A 15,188-nucleotide genomic window follows, 5' to 3' on the forward strand; every position below is an offset into this window, starting at 1 on the left:
CTCTTGCACCTCACCGCGGTGTCGCTCTCGGCAAGCCGCGTCTCGGTGTCACCATCGAAGGCACACACATCGCCGCTGGGAGCAATGGCGACCAGCGGTGCCGGACACGGACAGACATGGACAGCCCACGGGGCGAACGCTCGGCGCGCTGCAACCCGAGGAGAGGTGGCTCAATGAGCGGTCCAGCCGCCCGGGCAAAGATGCTCGGTGACCTCATCGCCGCCAGTCACGTGATCACGATGGAGCAGGTGCCGGCCGTGGTCCGCAAGCACGCGGCCCGGGTCGGCTGGCTGGAGGTCCTGATCTATCTGGCCGACCTGCAGCAGGACGTCCTGTGTCTGCTTGCCGGTCACGGGCAGCCCGAGGCCGGGAGCGGGGAGGAGACGCCGCCGGACGTGGTGCGGGTGGAAGGCACCCTCGCGGGGCGCGCCTTCCAGACCGGCGGCATCGTCGCGAGCTCGGGAGCCGACGCCAACCACTGGTGGGTGCCGTTGCTCGACGGCACCGAGCGGCTGGGCGTACTGCGCGCCTCCGCGGCCCCGGGCACGGAGATCGACCCCCAGGCGGGGCAGGACCTGCGCAACCTCGCCGGGCTGGTCGCCTTGATGATCGTCAGCAAGCGGGGGGCGAGCGACACCTACGCCCGGCTGGTGCGGCGCCGGAGGATGAATGTGGCCGCGGAGATGGAGTGGCGCATCATGCCGCCGAGGACCTTCGCCACCGACCGGGTGCTGATCAGCGCGGTGATGGAGCCCGCCTATGAGGTCAGCGGCGACGTCTTCGACTACGCCATCGCCGACGAGACCGTACATCTGGCGCTCTTCGACGCCATGGGACACGACATGGCCGCCGGGCTGACGGCGAGCCTCGCGGTCGCGGCCAGCCGCAATCGGCGCCGGCAGGGCCCCGGCATCCTGCAGATCGCCGAGTCCGTGGAACAAGCCCTCGTGGAACAGTTCGACGCCAGCCGCTACACCACGGGCATTCTGGCCGAGCTGAGTACCGTCACCGGAGTACTCACCTGGACCAGCCTCGGGCACCCGCCGCCGGTCGTCATCCGCAAGGGGCGCACCGCACTGAGCCTGCCCTGTTCACCCGCTCCTCCCATGGGCACCGGCCTCGGCCTGCCGCCCACCCTGCGCCAGGACCAGCTGGAGCCCGGCGACCGCCTTCTCCTCTACACCGACGGCATCACGGAGGCCCGCAACAGCGAGGGCGCGGAGTTCGGCCTGGAGGGCTTCACCGACTTCCTCATCCAGCACCATGCCGACGGGCTGCCCGTGCCGGAGACCCTGCGCCGCCTGATTCGGCGCCACCTCGCCTACCACGAAGGACGGCTCGGCGACGACGCCACCGTCCTGCTGCTGGAATGGAGCGGCCCGGCCCCCTACCGCCCCACCCGCGTCGAAGCCCTCGCCGGCCTCCCGGAACACACCACCACCGCCACCGCCCTGCCCGACCCCTGGACCATGCCCGGCAGAGACGCCCTCTGAGGCGGCGGCGCAACGGTTCCCCACCCTGACCTCATTGCCGCCGATGCCCGGCGGGTGGACCGTCAGTAGCCGTGGGGAGGCCGGTTGGGGTCGAACTGCTGGACCTTCGCGGCGAGGTCGGAACCGTCGAGGGCGACGCCGTACCGCTTGCGGACGTACCGGATCGAGGCGGCGATCGATGCCACGGGGTCGTAGATGTTCACCGAGGTGCCGGGAGCGTGGTACGCGGCGAACGTCTGCGGGATGCACTGGACGACTCCTCGGGAGCACTGGAACGGAGTGAGCTCGCCGTTCAGCCTCCGCACCGGCCCGTTGCGCGGATAGCCGTCCCCGAAGTCCTCGGGCTTGCTGTAGCCGGGTGGCGTGACAGCGTTGCTGTCCCACAGGTTGCAGGCGTTGGGGTTGCCGGACGACTCGCGTGCGACCGCGGTCTTGAAGCCCTTCACCCAGGCACTGCTCGCGTGGACTCCGGCCGCCGCACACGCCTCCGTGATCCAGTCCGCCAACGTCCCCTGGGTCGTGTACCGATGGAACGTCACCTGCTTCGGGGCGATCTCTCCCATGCCGTCGACACCCGGTCCGCTCGGCGCCCCGCCCGCCGGGAGGGAACCGACACGTACCTGGAACAGTCCGGAGCGCTGCCCGAGCTCCGTCAGCGACTGCTCGCCGGGGGCTCCGACGGCGTCACTGCCGGCGAAGTTCAGCACCGTACGGCGAAAATCGTCGTAGAGGGACTGAGTGGCGGCCTCGAAGATCCCCCGTTCATCGGCCACGGCCGTGTGCATGACCTTCTCCAGCCCGTCCTGCACCAGCGCCACATCGGCCCTCGGATCGGCGGACCCGACCGGCTGCGCCTTCTCGTCCTGGGCACTGTGCGTCGAGGCCCATATCACCTGGTTCAGGTTGACCCAGGGCAGCACCAGGGCCGGCGACGAGCCCGCCCGTACGTTGAACAGCCCCGACCGCTCCCCCAGTTCGACCAGCTCCTGCGTGGTGGGAACGCCGTTGCCGGCCACCTCGGAGTGGCCCAGCTTCTCCCTGGTGAACCTCTCGAAGAGCTGCTGCGTCTCCGCCTCGAACACGGAGTGCGGGTCGCCGGGGGTGACGCCCATGAGCTGCTCCAACGCGTCCTGAACCAGAGCCACATCGTCCGCCGGTCTGCTGGTGCCGTTGCCCATGGCCTGTTCCTCGGCCAGGGTGTGGGTGGCCGCCCAGATGAGCTGGTTCGAGGACACCCACGGCAACACCGCCTCGAGCGGCGTCGCAGGCTGCGCATCGGACTCACGGGAGGTGGCGGTTGCCCGGTACGTACAGCCGGGTGCGGCCTTCAGACCCGGGTCGGCCGTGACGATGCCCTCCGCGAACGCCGGCAGCCCGTAACCGTAGAGATAACTGTCCCTGCGGGCACGCTTTTTCAGGTACACACCGTTGCCCTCGGCCGAACCGTTGGCATTGGTGTTTCCTTCGATGGTGTAGGCGTAGTCCGCGTCGTACATGTGGACGAGTCCGACGTGTGAGCCTCCCGAAGGGCCGAAGAACACCATCGCCCCGATCGCGGGATAGTACGAGAACCTGCCGCGGCTCCGGTACCAGTCGACACCCGCCGCGCACGAGGCGGTGACGGGTGCCAGGCCCTTCACGTCGGCCTGCTGGAAGGCCCAGGACTGAAAGGTCTGACACCATGCCTGGTCCTGTGACCACTCCAGTCCGGGAACGGCCGGCGAAAACTTCTGGTGGTTGTTGTAGTGGCCGTTCGAGAAGCCTTCGTGGTAGCCCACCTCGGCCCTCTCAATGGCGATGAGGGTATCCGTCTGGTTCACCGTCTCCTCTTTTCCGCAACGTCAAGAGCCCGCAGACGAAGACCATTTGGCCGGTCGGTCACCGGGCTCGTGAGAGTGGTGAGATGAAGGGCTCCGGCTCAGGTCTCCGGCTCAGGTCTCCCCGTTCGCCCCCTACCGTCGCCGGCCGAACGGCGCGCCGGACGGATGCGCGTCACGCGCGGGCGTGGCCGGGAGGGCGATGGTCGCGGGACCACCGCAGCGAGGGGAGATCCTCCGGCGACAATCCCTTCGATCCCGCCGCGCAGGAAAGAAAGGCGGTGGCGATGGAGCCGGCAACCCCACGCTACTTCCGGTGGCGGGGTATCGCATCTCGCCACTCGTGCGCCGGCACCGGCTGCTGCCGCACGGGAGCCCGGTGTTGACCTTCGAGCTGCTGGAAAGCTCACCATTGCGTTCATGGACGACACCGACACCCTGATGAGCATCGGCGCCTTCGCACGCCGGGTGGGGCCGGCACCCAGCGCCCTGCGGTTCTACGACGACTGCGACGTGCTGCGCCCCGCGAACGTGGACGAGGCGACGGGCTACCGCTCCTACGCCCCGGACCAGGAAGCCCGTGCGGTCCTGGCGCGACGGTTGCGCGAAGCGGGGGTGCCGCTCACCGACGCCTCGGTGGTGCTCGACGGTACGCACGAGGAAGCGCGCGCCGTCCTCCGAGCACAGGCCCGCAAAGCAGCAGGAGACCGCGGCATCGGCACGGTCGGCGATCGAGGAGCCCCTCCGCGATCTGCCGGGCGGAGCCCACCGGGCCGCGGCGTGCGTCGGTGGAGCGGAGCTGGCCGGCGCGGTGCGGCAGGTGGCGCCGACGGTGGCATCCGCCTCCACCCGGGAGTAGTTTCCCGCACTCGGCTGCGTCCTGATCGAACTCGACCGCCAGGAGGTGCGCCTGGTGGCCACCGACCGCTACCGCCCGGCGGTCCGTGCTCTGCGGCCCGGCTCCGTGGCGGGCGACTCGCGCCAAGTCCTGGTGCCTGCGGCGGACATGACGGACGTCGCGGCCCGGGCGGTGCGCCTCCAGGACGTCGAGATCGAAAGGGACCGGCAGGGCGCTCGTCTCCGTAGCGGGCGGGACACCAAGCCGCTGCCCACCGTCGACGAGACGTTCCTCGACCACCAGGTAATCCTCGGCAGCCTGCCGACCGCGCGGCACCGGGTCATCACAGGCCGTGGCCCGCTGCGCTCGGCGCTCGCCCGGACCGGACGCGACGAGCGGCCCGTCACCCTGCACACCGACGACCAGCAGCTCGCACTCGCCTGCCCCGGCTCGGCCGGAACGACGCTTCCCGCACTGTGCACGGGGGCACCCCTGCGCATCTCCTTCGACCCGGAGGTGCTCCTTCCGGCGCTCGACGCCGGTGTGGGGCCCGACGTGCTGCTGGAGATCTCGTCGCCGACCCGGCCTGTCGTGGTCCGCTCCGCCGACCAGGGGAGCTTCACCACCCTGGTCATGCCGGTCCACGACGCCCCGGCCGGCGCATGACACTCACCCACCGCCCGATGAAGGACCGCGCTGTCCCTGGCACGGATCGTGTGCGGATCCGGGCGAGGAGCGGGTGTGTCAGGCCCGCTCGGCGGCGAACGGCCCGGTGCTGCCGAAGACCAGCTTGGCGAACCGATCGCCGATGCGGCGGTGTGTGGCGGCGTCCGGGTGGATCTGGTCGGGCAGCGGCAGCTCGGCGAAGTCCGCCTCGCCGTAGAGGTCGCGGCCGTCGAGGTGGTGCAGGTGCGGGTCGTCTGCCGCCCGCTGCTTCACGATGCGGGACAGTTCCTCGCGGATGACGTTGAGCGTCAGTTTGCCGCCGGCGCGTTCCGCGGGGTCGCCCATGGCCCGGAACTGAAGCTCCCCGGCACCGAGGTTGCTGAGGTCCGGGGCGCTGGGGCCGGGGGTGTCCTCATGGATGGGGCAGAGGATGGGCGAGACGACCAGCAGCGGGGTGGTGGGATGCCCGTCGCGGATCGTGTCGAGGAAGCCGTGGACGGCCGGGGTGAAGGCGCGCAGGCGCATCAGGTCGGCGTTGACGAGGTTGATACCGATCTTGATGCTGATCAGGTCCGCGGGGGTGTCCCGCAGGGCACGGGCGGTGAACGGGTCGAGCAGGGCGCTGCCGCCCAGCCCGAGGTTGATCAGCTCGACGCCACCGACGGAAGCGGCCAGCGCCGGCCAGGTCGTGGTGGGGCTCTCGGCATCGGAGCCGTGGCTGATCGAACTGCCGTGATGCAGCCACACCTTGCGGCCCCCCTGCTCCACCGCCTCGACCGGCCGGTCCGTGCGCAGGGCTACCAGCTGGGTGATCTCGTTGTGCGGCAGCCAGATCTCGACGTCCTTCACCCGGTCGGGCAGACCGGTGAACCGGACGGTGCCGACCGGGCCGGGCCGGGTTTCCGCGGACCCGGTGGCCATGTCCACCATCAGGACGTTGCCGCCGGTCCCACTGGCCCGGCCGGCCGGGCGGCCGTCGACCAGCAGGTCGTACAGACCGTCCGGGCGGGGCGGGACGCCCTGGTAAGCCGTCTTGGTACGCAGCGTGTCCAGCTCGACGGCGGTGGCCCGGGTACGGAACACCAGCCGCACGCCCGACGGCTGTGCCTCCGCCATGGCGAGCTGTCCGTCAGCGAACTGCGCCCGGGCGCGCGCGGGCAGCCGGTGCGGCAGCAATCCGTGCTCGGTGCGCTCCAGGTCGAGCGCGCCGCGCAGCAGGTCCGCGGTGAGGGGGGTGGTGATCCAGTCCGTCGCCGGGGGCGAGGTGGAGGAGGCGGGGACAGGGGCGTGCCGATCGTTCATGACCTCAGCTTGTCAACCTGATGCTTGTTACGCACATGCTTTTCCGGTCCGCCCCCTCGTGGCCGGCGAGCGGATCCCGCTCACCGTCGGCGGAAACACCGACAGGGGGTTGTCGCCGACGCCTTCGAGAGTGGGACGAGCCGGGACGCACCCGGCGCGACACGAGAGGGACGACATGCCTGGATTCAACGACATCGGCTGGTTCGAGATCGGCACCGACGACCCGGCCGCGGCGGAGCGGTTCTACGGCGACGTGTTCGGCTGGACGGTCTCGCACGACGACACGAAGAGCACGGACCCCGCGTACCGGATGGTCACCACGGGCGACGGGGAGGGACTGCGCGGCGGACTCTTCGCCACGAAGGGCAAGGTGCCCCACTACGCGGTCTTCACCGTGCTGGTCCAGGACGTCGAGGCCACGTGCCGGCGGGTCGAAGAGGCGGGTGGCCGGATCCTGCGGGCGCCGGAGGTCAACCCGGCCGGGGTGGCCTTCGCGCACCTGCTCGACCCGGCGGGTAATCACTTCGGGGTCTTCACGCCACCGTCCGTCCGGCCCTGAGCGGCCGGGCCGGCCGGCCTCGGGCGGAGCACGCCCGACCGGCCCGGGGATCGGCTCTCGGTTCACGGTGAGAAGGTGAGTGGGCAGACGATCCCGTACGGAATGTCGAGATCCTCGCCGCGCAGCGAGCGTGGCGTGGGCACCTCGGCGGTGACCGAGACCGAGGTGATCCGGTCCGTGCGGAACGCGCGCAGGGCGCCGCGCAGTCGGCACCAGGCCACCAGATACCAGTGGGTCGCCGTGCCGACGTAGCCGAGTGGTTCGACCGCGCGCAGCGTGGTGGCACCCTCGCGGTCGCCGTAGCCGATGCGCAGTACGCGGCGGGTGTTGAGCGCGTCGGCCACCATCCGCGGCACCGACGGCGTGGTGGCCGCGTCCGCGTCGTCGAGCAGGTGGATGCGGCCGGCCAGGTCGCGGGCCGCGGCGGCGTCGTCGGCCTGCATCGCCGCGACCAGCTTGCGCAGCGCCGAGCCCGCGGTCGCCCGGAACGGCGTGCCCTCCAGCCGCCGCAACGCCACCGCCATCGCGACGGCCTCGCCCGGCGTCAGGTTGACCGGCGGCAGCGTGCGCGCCTTGTCGAGGCAGTAACCGCCCGTGCGGCCGGGCTCGGCGTAGATCGGCACTCCCGACTGCTGCAGGGCGCTGATGTCCCGTTCGACTGTGCGCACGCTGACCTCGAAACGCCCTGCCAGCCAGCGCGCACTGCGCGGGCGGGGCGCGACCGCCCGCAGCTCCTCGACCAGGGCGTAGAGACGGTCGGTTCGGTTCATGCGCGGAGACGATCGGTTCGGTTCATGCGCGCCAGCCTAGGAGCCGGGTACGACACCCGGGGCACGGCCGCGATCATCCCGCCGTGCGCCGGGTGCGGCACGTCTCGCCCGGGCCGGCCGGCAGTGGGCAGTCGGCAGTCGGCAGTCGGCAGTCGGCAGTCGATCGTGGGGCGGTCCGCGGATCGCCCTCGCAAACCAGCGGGCCGGTCCGCGGAACGTCCGCTCAGATCAGGTCGCGTTCGCGGGTTTCCGGCAGTGCCAGTACGCACGCCGTCGAGATGACCGCCATCGCGCTGACGTACCAGCCGACCGACGCCGAGCCGAACGCCGACTGCAGCCGGGTGGCGACCAGCGGGGACACCGCGCCGCCCAGGACACCGCCCAGGTTGTAGGCGAGCGAGGCGCCCGAGTACCGCACCGTCGCGCTGAACAGCTCCGGGAGGTAGGCCCCCATCGGGCCGTACACCACGCCCATGCAGAACAGTGCGCCACCGATACCGAGGGCGATCAGCACCGGCTGTCCGGTGTCCAGCAGGGGGAAGAGCACCAGCCCCCAGACGACGGCGAGGACGCTGCCGACGAGGACCAGTGTGCGGCGGCCGGCGCCGTCGGAACGGGTGGCCGCGAGCCAGGTGCCGGCCGCCAGGAAGAGGCAGGCGACGAGGGACAGCCCCAGCATGGTGTTACGGGAGACGCCGAGGGTGCCGGTGGCGTAGGCGAGGCAGTAGGTCGTCGCGGTGTAGAAGAGGCCGTACGCGACGACCATGCCGCCCGCGCCCAGGAGCAGTTCGCGCGGGTGCCTGCGCAGCACGTCGAGGGTGGGGACCTTGCTGGCTTCCTGGGCGTCCATCACCTTGGCGAACACCGGCGTCTCGCTGATCTTCAGGCGGACGAACAGTCCGACGCCGACCAGCAGGAACGACAACAGGAACGGAATGCGCCAGCCCCACGAACGGAACGCGGCGTCGTCGAGGCCGGTCGACAGGAGCCAGAACACCCCGGTCGCGGCGAAGAAGCCCACGGACGGGCCGAGTTGCGGGAAGGCCGCATAGAGCCCGCGGCGTGCGCGCGGCGCGTGCTCGACCGCGAGCAGTGCGGCCCCGCCCCATTCGCCGCCCAGTCCGATGCCCTGGAGGAAGCGCAGCAGAATGAGCAGCAGCGGTGCCCAGATCCCCCAGGTGTCATAGCCCGGGAGCAGTCCGACGCAGGCGGTGGACAGGCCCATCAGCAGGAGCGAGGCCACCAGGACGGACTTACGGCCCAGCCGGTCGCCGAAATGTCCGAAGATCACCGAGCCGAGCGGCCGCGCGGCGAACGCCACCGCGTATGTGGAGAAGGACGCGAGGGTGGCGTTGACCGGGTCGAGCGTCGGGAAGAACGCCTGGTTGAGGACGAGGGCGGCGGCCGTGCCGTAGATGTAGAAGTCGTAGAACTCGATGGCCGTCCCGATGAACGACGCCACCGCGACGCGGCCCATGCTCTCGCCGCCGGCCGCCCCGTCCTTGGCCACCGCTTCCGCCACTGGCCCTGCTGCTGTCGCATCACTCTTCACCAGCGCACTTTCCTGCTTGATGTGGCGGCCGGTCAAGAGCGGAGATGGCCTGTCTCGTTGTCTGAGACCGAGCACGTCGACCACCCGATGTGCAGGCCGGATTCGCTGCCCCGGCCCCGGTGCCGCACCGCTCAGCGCCCGGGGTGACGCCGCTCCGCTTCCGGCGCCACCCCGGCTCTTCCCCGGCGACCGTCGGGCCGCGCGGCCGTGCGCCCGCGCCCGTCCCGGCAACGCCGTCCCGCCGGTACGTCAGAAGACGAACGGTCCCGGCGACTGTGCGGAGGTGGCCTTGCAGGTGGCCGTGATGCCCAGCACCACCACCTTGAGGGACGCGGCCTCGAGGCTGTCGCCGGCGGCGACCGTGCCGCTGAGCGGACCGGTGGTGACCGCGCTTCCGGCCGGGATCGCGGGGTTCGCGTTGCCGCTGAACTCGGTTGTCCCGGAGCCGTTCTTGGTCAGGGTGAGGGTGGATTTCACGGAGTTCGCCCCGAGATCGATGGGCGAGGTGATGGCCGAGGTGGCCACGCTGATGGTCGCCGCCGTTCCGTCCTGGGTCGCGGTGAGCGTCGCCGTGCCCGACCCGTACGAGCCGCAGTCGAACGAGATCGTGGCGGTGTCCGGCGTCACCGCCACCGCGGAGGGCGCCATCGCGAGCGTGCCCGCGACCGCCAGGCCGACGCCGAGTACCGTGCCGATGCCGGTTTTACCGTGTCTCATGGGGGGTCCGCCTTCGTGAGGGGGGTGCGGGTCCGTGGCACCGGCCGTCGTGGCAGGCGCGGTGGGGAACGGGCGACCACGCGGGGACCGCGGTTGGCCCCCGACCGACCGCCCGTCATAACTGATGGGCAGTCAGCGACCCGAAGTGCTGCCCATTGAGGCACGCGCCCCCGAAGACAGCAAGGCAGACGCCTCATGATTTTTGACGTGTCTGCGCCAGAAATTCGAGGCGCCCCGCCACCCGCACCCGAGGGTTGCTGCCCGCGTGGGCCCGGCCTGCCCCGGGTGTCCGGGACGTTCGGAGGCCCGGGACGTTCGGAGGCCCGCCGCGGACACGGGGAGCCGGGCGACGGACCGCCGGGGCTCGTCCGCCGCGCCGCCTATGTGTGCCGTGATCGTCGCCCCAGCCAGGTCTGGGTCACCACCACGAGGACCAGGAAGCCGCCGCTGACCACCTGTTGGTAGGCGGAGTCGAGGGAGCCGATCTGGTTGATGACGTTCTGGATGACCTTCAGGAGCAGGACGCCGACGAGCGAGCCGCTGACGAACCCGAAGCCGCCGGTCAGCAAGGTGCCGCCGATGACGACCGCGTTACTGCGATCGAACCCGGTCAGGTCGTGATCTGCCATGGAATGCCGCCGTCCTGGTCGGTTACCGGTCGGCTGCCGCTCTCCGGGCCGGGGCATCCCCGCCCCGTACCGCGCGGCGCCACGCGGCTCACCGGGACCCTACCCAGACGGCCCCGGACTCGGGCGCCGCGTCCTCCGCACCCTCCGACAGGGCCGCCCTCCGACAGGGCCGCGCCCGGCGGCCCCGTTGTGCACCACCGTCACTGCGCCGGCACCTTCCGGCGACGGCCGTCCCCTGGCGCCAGGGCCGAGCCGGGCGGGGATTCAACCACTCGGGGCATTACCGGCATCGTCGTGCTGAGGTCCGCCGAGCGTGGGCATATATGCGATCGCGAAGCAGACCGGGCATATGCCTCACCGTCTTGACCGTAGCTTCGCGTCCCTGCGGCACGGCGTCTTCACAGGCCCTTGCGTGTGTCTGCCGGCAGGGGTTGACGAACGCCCAGTGCCCGGGCAGCACCGCGGTACGTCCTGGTTCAGCTGTCTGGTGATCTATGAGGAGGCTTGCTGTGAGCAAGGACATCGGCCCGAGGCACGGGTCCGTGACGAACCCACCGTCCAGGGCCCAGATCTATCTGCAGGACTGGCAGGCGGAAGGGCTGGAGGCGGGCAAGTTCTTCCCCCAGAGCGCAGCGGGTCTGCAGGATCCCTTCGCGTCCGACGACATCCCCAGCAACACACCGCCGGCGGACGGGAAGATCGCCAGCGCGGGCCAGAGCTTCGCCGCCATGCTCGACGAGGCGCGCGAGGACTGGAAGAAGCACACCGTTTCCGCGGGCCAGGAAATGGAAATGACGTGGCATCACCACATTCCGCACAAGACCCGGCGGTGGAACTACTTCCTCACCAAGCCCGACTGGGACCCCACCGCGCCACTGACCCGGACCCAGTTCGAGGCGAAACCCTTCACCACGGTGCAGAACTCCTGCCGGCCGTACTGGTCGTGCGACGACCTCGAGCCGTCCGGCCACACCACCCACACCCTGCCCCTCCCGGAGCGGCAGGGCTATCACGTCCTGTTGTCCGTCTGGGAGGTCGCCGACACCGGTAACGCGTTCTACCAGGTCATCGACCTGGACTTCGGCTGAGACGGTCCGCGCAATGGCCGCCCCGCGTCCGCTGGTTGTGAGCGGGCGTGGGGCGGTGCCGTTCGCCGACGGGAATGCGGGTCGCTCCAGGAGGTGCGGCGGTCACGCACGACGGCAGCCCTCGCCCACCGCACTCCGCCTCGCCCCTCCCGGCCTCAGCTCGCGCGTTCGAGGTGCCGCTTCAGGGCCACCGGCAGGACCAGCCAGCAACTCACGAACCACAGGAGCACGAAGGAGGCGATGGCCCAGGCGTAGCCGGATCCCAGTGCGACCCTGAGGAGAAGGAGCACTGCGCAGATGATCGCGGCGGCGAGGAGGGCCAGGCCGGTGGCGATCAGTCGCGCGGCCGCGTTGACGAGTTGGGGCTTCCGCCGGTGTCCGGCCAGCATGCGGTGAAAGGAGACCGGCGCGACGAGCGCCCCGGTAGCCAGCGCTCCGAGCACCACCGTGACCACGTAGAGACTTCTGTCGAACGTGCCCAGTTGCGCGAAACGCGGCGTGAACGCGACGCTGAGCAGGAATCCGAACAGGATCTGCGCTCCGGTCTGTGCCACGCGCACCTCTTGGAGCATCTCGCCCCACTGGCGGTCCGCCCGCCCCTCCGGGGTCTCGTGCCGCGCGAAACCGTGAGCCCGGTCCGTCGCCGCGGCAGCGTGGTCCCGTGCCCGGCCGTCCTCGTCGTCCACCATGCGTGCTCCTCCACACCGATCAAACCGGCCACACCGATCTGCCCGGTTCACATTCTGCGGAGCACTGAGGGCCGTCGGCCCCCGCACACGACGGAGCCCCCGGTTTTTCGGACGGCGGCGAAGCCCGGCGGGTCACCGGCCACGCGCCCGGACCGAGCGGAGCGCCGTCCTCGGTGGCACCGGGCCGGGCGGCGTCACGGCATCTGGATCAGGGTGTCACCGATTCCCAGCGAAGCGGCCCCGATGAGCGTGGCCGCGAACGCCAGGCGAGGACGGCCGCTTCGGGCGAGGACGACTCCCAGTGCGGACACGGCGATGCTCGCAGCGTAGAAGGCGATCCAGGTGCCCACGGGGTCGCCGTGCACGAACCGGTAGATGAGCAGGCCCACGCCGAGGAGGGTGACCACCGTGGCGGCCACGAAGTACACCCGGCGCGTCTGGCGTGCCTCGCGGGAGGCTTCCTCGGCGAGGCCCGGCGAGCCTTGCTGCTGAAAGCCGGCACGCAGTTGCTCGGTGCGGGTGGCGTTGTCTTCGTATTCCGTCATGGGCGGGAAGCTTACGGGTGTGCGAGGGACCGGGAGTTGCGGGGGATCGGGAGTTGCGGGGGCCGGGCGGCCACCACCGCATGCGTAGACTGCTTCATCATGCCCATGCCACACATGCACCCTCGTTCCCCGGCCCCGGACGCGACCGTAGTACGCACCGGCCGCCGCGGCGCAATGACCGGCCTGCCCATCTGCTTGGCGCTGATCGCGCTGGGCCTGATCGGAGTGGTCGGACTGGTCATGCTGGCCACCGGCACGGCGAAGCAGGAGTTCTCGGTGAAGGGCCTGTTCGCGTTGCTGATGATGCTGGTGTTCGGCGCGCTCGGGGTGCTCTTCGGAATCCCGGTGTGGCGAGCCAGGCGCGCGGCGATTCTCGTGGACCGCGCCGGCGTGTGGCTGGACAACGGCACGGCGCGGCAGATCGTTCCCTGGGACGTGCTGGCCGGAGTCGGCGTGCAGTGGAGCCGGTTGGGACGGCGTGGGAAGCAGCTCTCCATCGAAATGTGCCCCAGCGGCCCGATCGACGACCGCGATCCGGTGCTCTGGGCCCTGGTCCGCGACGAGGACCCGATCGCGCCCGGCCTGCCGCGGCTGCGGTACCGGCTGCCGGTACCGCCGGGCAGCCAGGCCAGGGTGACTGCGGCCGTCCGCCAGTACGCCCCGCCGCAGCTGTGGTTGGGCGAGGCGCAGCGCGAGCCCGGTCACATCGGCCGCCCCGACCTCAGCCGCCGCCCGGGGCGCTGACGACGTCGTGGCTCCCGGTTCGGGCGTGGCGGTTCGGGCGTGGCGCCGGTGCGGCCCGAGTGACGGCTGCGCTCGCTTCCTCCCGCCCGCCGGCTCCCCTGGGTGCTCGACGCCCTCGTGGGGACGGCCACCCCGCCCACCAAGGGAGACGGACCCACGCCGGCCCGGGGACGGCTCCGCGGCCGCCCCTGCCCGGATGCCGGCGGGGTCCGCTCGGCCTCAGCCCGCGACGTTGAGGACGATCTTGCCGCGGGTGCGCTGCGCCTCCCCGAGGCGGTGGGCCTCGGCGACATCCTCCAGCGGAAGGACGTCGGCGACCTCGACGGTGAGAGTGCGGTCCGCGAGCAGCCCGGCGATGCGGGACAGCGCCGCGCCGTCGGGCTCGACCAGGAACGGGCTGGTCCGCAGGCCCCGGGCCGTGGCCCGCGCGGCGAGCTCCGGCGCCACTCCGGACGGCACGGCGACCAGCAGGCCGCCCGGGGCGAGCACGTCGAGGGACCGGGTGCTCGTCGCGTCCCCTTCGTCGCCGACGAGATCGACCACCACGTCGACGTCCTTCACCGCCTCCTCGAAGCGGACGGCGGTGTAGTCGATCAGCTCGTCGGCGCCCAGCGCGCGGAGCCACTGGTGCTTGCCCGCACGGGCCGTACCGATCACATGGGCGCCCAGGTGCCGGGCGATCTGTACCGCGAAGTGCCCCACCCCGCCGGCCGCGGCGTGCACCAGCACTCGCTGCCCCCGCTGCACATCGGCGGTGTCGACCAGGATCTGCCAGGCGGTGAGCGCGGCCAGCGGCACCGCCGCCGCCTCCTCGTGGCTCAGCGCGGCGGGCTTTCGGACGAACTGCCGGGCCGGCGCGGTCACGTACTCGGCATAGGCCGACGCGGCCCGGGGAAACCAGGGCATGCCGAAGACCTCGTCCCCCACCTCGAGGGTGTGGACGCCGAAGCCGACCTCCGCCACCACTCCGGAGACGTCCCAGCCCAGGGTGAACGGCGGGTCCCCCAGGACGCCGGCCATCCCGCCACCCTCCCTGGTCTTCCAGTCGACCGGGTTGACGCCTGCGGCGTGCACGCGCACCAGAACCTCGGTCGGCAGCGGCACCGGCCGCGCGACCTGTGCCGTGCGCAGCACCTCGGGCCCGCCGAGGGTGTCCTGAACAATGGCGCGCATGGTGGCGGGAGCGGGGTTCGGGCTGGTCATGAGGGATCTCCTGGGAAGTCGGCCGGTCGGGTACTGCGGGTGTGCACCCGTGCTGGTGTGCACCCCTGCCGCGGCAGTGCTGGCCGTCGTCTTTCTGCCGGCGCCCCGGAAACTACCTCGCGGAGAGTAGTAACCAGCAAGGGCGTCTACTATCTATAGGGAAGTATCGAGGTCACGGGAGGCATACAGGATGACGACGACCTGCAGGACGGGCAAGCACGAGCAGCACGACATCTACGCGGCCCTGTGCCCGGGGCGTGAGGTGTTCGACCTGCTGGCCAACAAATGGACAGCCCTGGCGATCGGCGCCATGGACGAGGGACCGCAGCGGTTCGGCGCACTGCAGCGGCGGCTCCAGGGTGTCAGCCCGAAGGTGCTGACCCAGACACTGCGGCGACTGGAGGCCGGCGGCTTCGTCGACCGGACCGTCATCCCCGCCGTTCCGCTCCACGTCGAGTACGCCCTGACCGACCTCGGTCGCAGCGTGGCCCAGCCGCTGGCGGCCGTGCGGCACTGGGTCGAGGCCCACCTCGACGAGATCCGCACCCCGGCCGCGGAGGGCTGACCGCTCCCCCG

The 15,188-nt window shown here is 71.2% G+C and carries 14 protein-coding genes and 2 pseudogenes; 7 read left to right on the plus strand and 9 right to left on the minus strand.

Annotated features, from left to right (window positions below):
- Positions 1-200: 200 nt before the first annotated feature.
- The gene (locus ACGFML_RS13510; RefSeq protein WP_393543761.1) at positions 201-1,493 is read left to right on the plus strand and encodes a PP2C family protein-serine/threonine phosphatase; all 1,293 of its coding nucleotides are present in this window, start codon (positions 201-203) and stop codon (positions 1,491-1,493) included.
- Between the two features lie 62 nt (positions 1,494-1,555).
- Here the strand turns inward: ACGFML_RS13510 and ACGFML_RS13515 are convergent, their stop codons facing one another.
- Positions 1,556-3,313, minus strand: coding sequence for a hypothetical protein (locus tag ACGFML_RS13515; RefSeq protein ID WP_393543144.1), 1,758 nt, complete (start codon positions 3,311-3,313; stop codon positions 1,556-1,558).
- A gap of 438 nt (positions 3,314-3,751) precedes the next feature.
- Here ACGFML_RS13515 and ACGFML_RS13520 point away from each other — a divergent pair.
- Both ACGFML_RS13520 and ACGFML_RS13525 read left to right on the plus strand, forming a co-directional pair.
- Positions 3,752-3,898: pseudogene (locus tag ACGFML_RS13520) on the plus strand (MerR family transcriptional regulator); the annotation flags it as partial.
- 325 nt (positions 3,899-4,223) lie between these two features.
- Positions 4,224-4,814, plus strand: coding sequence for a hypothetical protein (locus tag ACGFML_RS13525; RefSeq protein WP_393543146.1), 591 nt, complete (start codon positions 4,224-4,226; stop codon positions 4,812-4,814).
- Between the two features lie 78 nt (positions 4,815-4,892).
- On the opposite strand, the gene ACGFML_RS13530 is transcribed toward ACGFML_RS13525, so the two are convergent.
- On the minus strand, positions 4,893-6,116 hold the full coding sequence (locus tag ACGFML_RS13530) for a GDSL-type esterase/lipase family protein (RefSeq protein WP_393543148.1): 1,224 nt from the start codon (positions 6,114-6,116) through the stop codon (positions 4,893-4,895).
- 175 nt (positions 6,117-6,291) lie between these two features.
- Here ACGFML_RS13530 and ACGFML_RS13535 point away from each other — a divergent pair, with 175 nt between their 5' ends.
- Complete coding sequence (locus tag ACGFML_RS13535) at positions 6,292-6,675, plus strand: VOC family protein (protein ID WP_393543150.1); 384 nt, start codon at positions 6,292-6,294, stop codon at positions 6,673-6,675.
- Positions 6,676-6,737: 62 nt separating this feature from the next.
- Here ACGFML_RS13535 and ACGFML_RS13540 read toward each other — a convergent pair whose 3' ends face one another.
- The 4 genes and pseudogenes from ACGFML_RS13540 to ACGFML_RS13555 form a co-directional block, all read right to left on the minus strand.
- Positions 6,738-7,445, minus strand: coding sequence for a helix-turn-helix transcriptional regulator (locus ACGFML_RS13540; RefSeq protein ID WP_393543152.1), 708 nt, complete (start codon positions 7,443-7,445; stop codon positions 6,738-6,740).
- Between the two features lie 223 nt (positions 7,446-7,668).
- Entirely contained in the window at positions 7,669-8,997 is a 1,329-nt protein-coding gene (locus ACGFML_RS13545) for an MFS transporter (RefSeq protein ID WP_393543154.1), read from the minus strand.
- A gap of 249 nt (positions 8,998-9,246) precedes the next feature.
- On the minus strand, positions 9,247-9,714 hold the full coding sequence (locus ACGFML_RS13550; protein ID WP_393543156.1) for a hypothetical protein: 468 nt from the start codon (positions 9,712-9,714) through the stop codon (positions 9,247-9,249).
- Between the two features lie 380 nt (positions 9,715-10,094).
- Positions 10,095-10,307, minus strand: a pseudogene (locus tag ACGFML_RS13555) (ABC transporter permease); the annotation flags it as partial.
- Between the two features lie 545 nt (positions 10,308-10,852).
- Here ACGFML_RS13555 and ACGFML_RS13560 point away from each other — a divergent pair.
- The gene (locus ACGFML_RS13560) at positions 10,853-11,431 is read left to right on the plus strand and encodes a lytic polysaccharide monooxygenase auxiliary activity family 9 protein (protein WP_393543158.1); all 579 of its coding nucleotides are present in this window, start codon (positions 10,853-10,855) and stop codon (positions 11,429-11,431) included.
- Positions 11,432-11,586: 155 nt separating this feature from the next.
- On the opposite strand, the gene ACGFML_RS13565 is transcribed toward ACGFML_RS13560, so the two are convergent.
- A complete protein-coding gene (locus tag ACGFML_RS13565) occupies positions 11,587-12,120 on the minus strand; it encodes a DUF6328 family protein (RefSeq protein ID WP_393543160.1) in 534 nt (177 codons plus the stop codon).
- A gap of 194 nt (positions 12,121-12,314) precedes the next feature.
- Positions 12,315-12,665, minus strand: coding sequence for a hypothetical protein (locus ACGFML_RS13570; protein ID WP_393543162.1), 351 nt, complete (start codon positions 12,663-12,665; stop codon positions 12,315-12,317).
- 99 nt (positions 12,666-12,764) lie between these two features.
- Between ACGFML_RS13570 and ACGFML_RS13575 the strand changes: the two genes are divergently transcribed.
- Entirely contained in the window at positions 12,765-13,409 is a 645-nt protein-coding gene (locus tag ACGFML_RS13575; RefSeq protein ID WP_393543164.1) for a hypothetical protein, read from the plus strand.
- A 219-nt stretch (positions 13,410-13,628) separates the two neighbouring features.
- On the opposite strand, the gene ACGFML_RS13580 is transcribed toward ACGFML_RS13575, so the two are convergent.
- Positions 13,629-14,612, minus strand: a complete 984-nt coding sequence (locus ACGFML_RS13580; protein WP_393543166.1) for an NADP-dependent oxidoreductase — start codon at positions 14,610-14,612, stop codon at positions 13,629-13,631.
- A 190-nt stretch (positions 14,613-14,802) separates the two neighbouring features.
- On the opposite strand from ACGFML_RS13580, the gene ACGFML_RS13585 reads away from it, so the two are divergent.
- Complete coding sequence (locus ACGFML_RS13585; RefSeq protein ID WP_393543168.1) at positions 14,803-15,177, plus strand: winged helix-turn-helix transcriptional regulator; 375 nt, start codon at positions 14,803-14,805, stop codon at positions 15,175-15,177.
- The last annotated feature ends 11 nt before the right edge of the window (positions 15,178-15,188 follow it).

It is taken from the genome of Streptomyces sp. NPDC048650 (assembly GCF_043199095.1).
Taxonomy (GTDB): domain Bacteria; phylum Actinomycetota; class Actinomycetes; order Streptomycetales; family Streptomycetaceae; genus Streptomyces.

Coding starts and splice junctions, on each gene's coding strand:
- ACGFML_RS13530 (WP_393543148.1), bottom strand. CDS start 6,116: ATGAACGATCGGCACGCCCCTGTCCCCGCCTCCTCCACCTCGCCCCCG.
- ACGFML_RS13550 (WP_393543156.1), bottom strand. CDS start 9,714: ATGAGACACGGTAAAACCGGCATCGGCACGGTACTCGGCGTCGGCCTG.
- ACGFML_RS13535 (WP_393543150.1), top strand. CDS start 6,292: ATGCCTGGATTCAACGACATCGGCTGGTTCGAGATCGGCACCGACGAC.
- ACGFML_RS13580 (WP_393543166.1), bottom strand. CDS start 14,612: ATGACCAGCCCGAACCCCGCTCCCGCCACCATGCGCGCCATTGTTCAG.
- ACGFML_RS13585 (WP_393543168.1), top strand. CDS start 14,803: ATGACGACGACCTGCAGGACGGGCAAGCACGAGCAGCACGACATCTAC.
- ACGFML_RS13565 (WP_393543160.1), bottom strand. CDS start 12,120: ATGGTGGACGACGAGGACGGCCGGGCACGGGACCACGCTGCCGCGGCG.
- ACGFML_RS13570 (WP_393543162.1), bottom strand. CDS start 12,665: ATGACGGAATACGAAGACAACGCCACCCGCACCGAGCAACTGCGTGCC.
- ACGFML_RS13540 (WP_393543152.1), bottom strand. CDS start 7,445: ATGAACCGAACCGACCGTCTCTACGCCCTGGTCGAGGAGCTGCGGGCG.
- ACGFML_RS13510 (WP_393543761.1), top strand. CDS start 201: ATGCTCGGTGACCTCATCGCCGCCAGTCACGTGATCACGATGGAGCAG.
- ACGFML_RS13575 (WP_393543164.1), top strand. CDS start 12,765: ATGCCCATGCCACACATGCACCCTCGTTCCCCGGCCCCGGACGCGACC.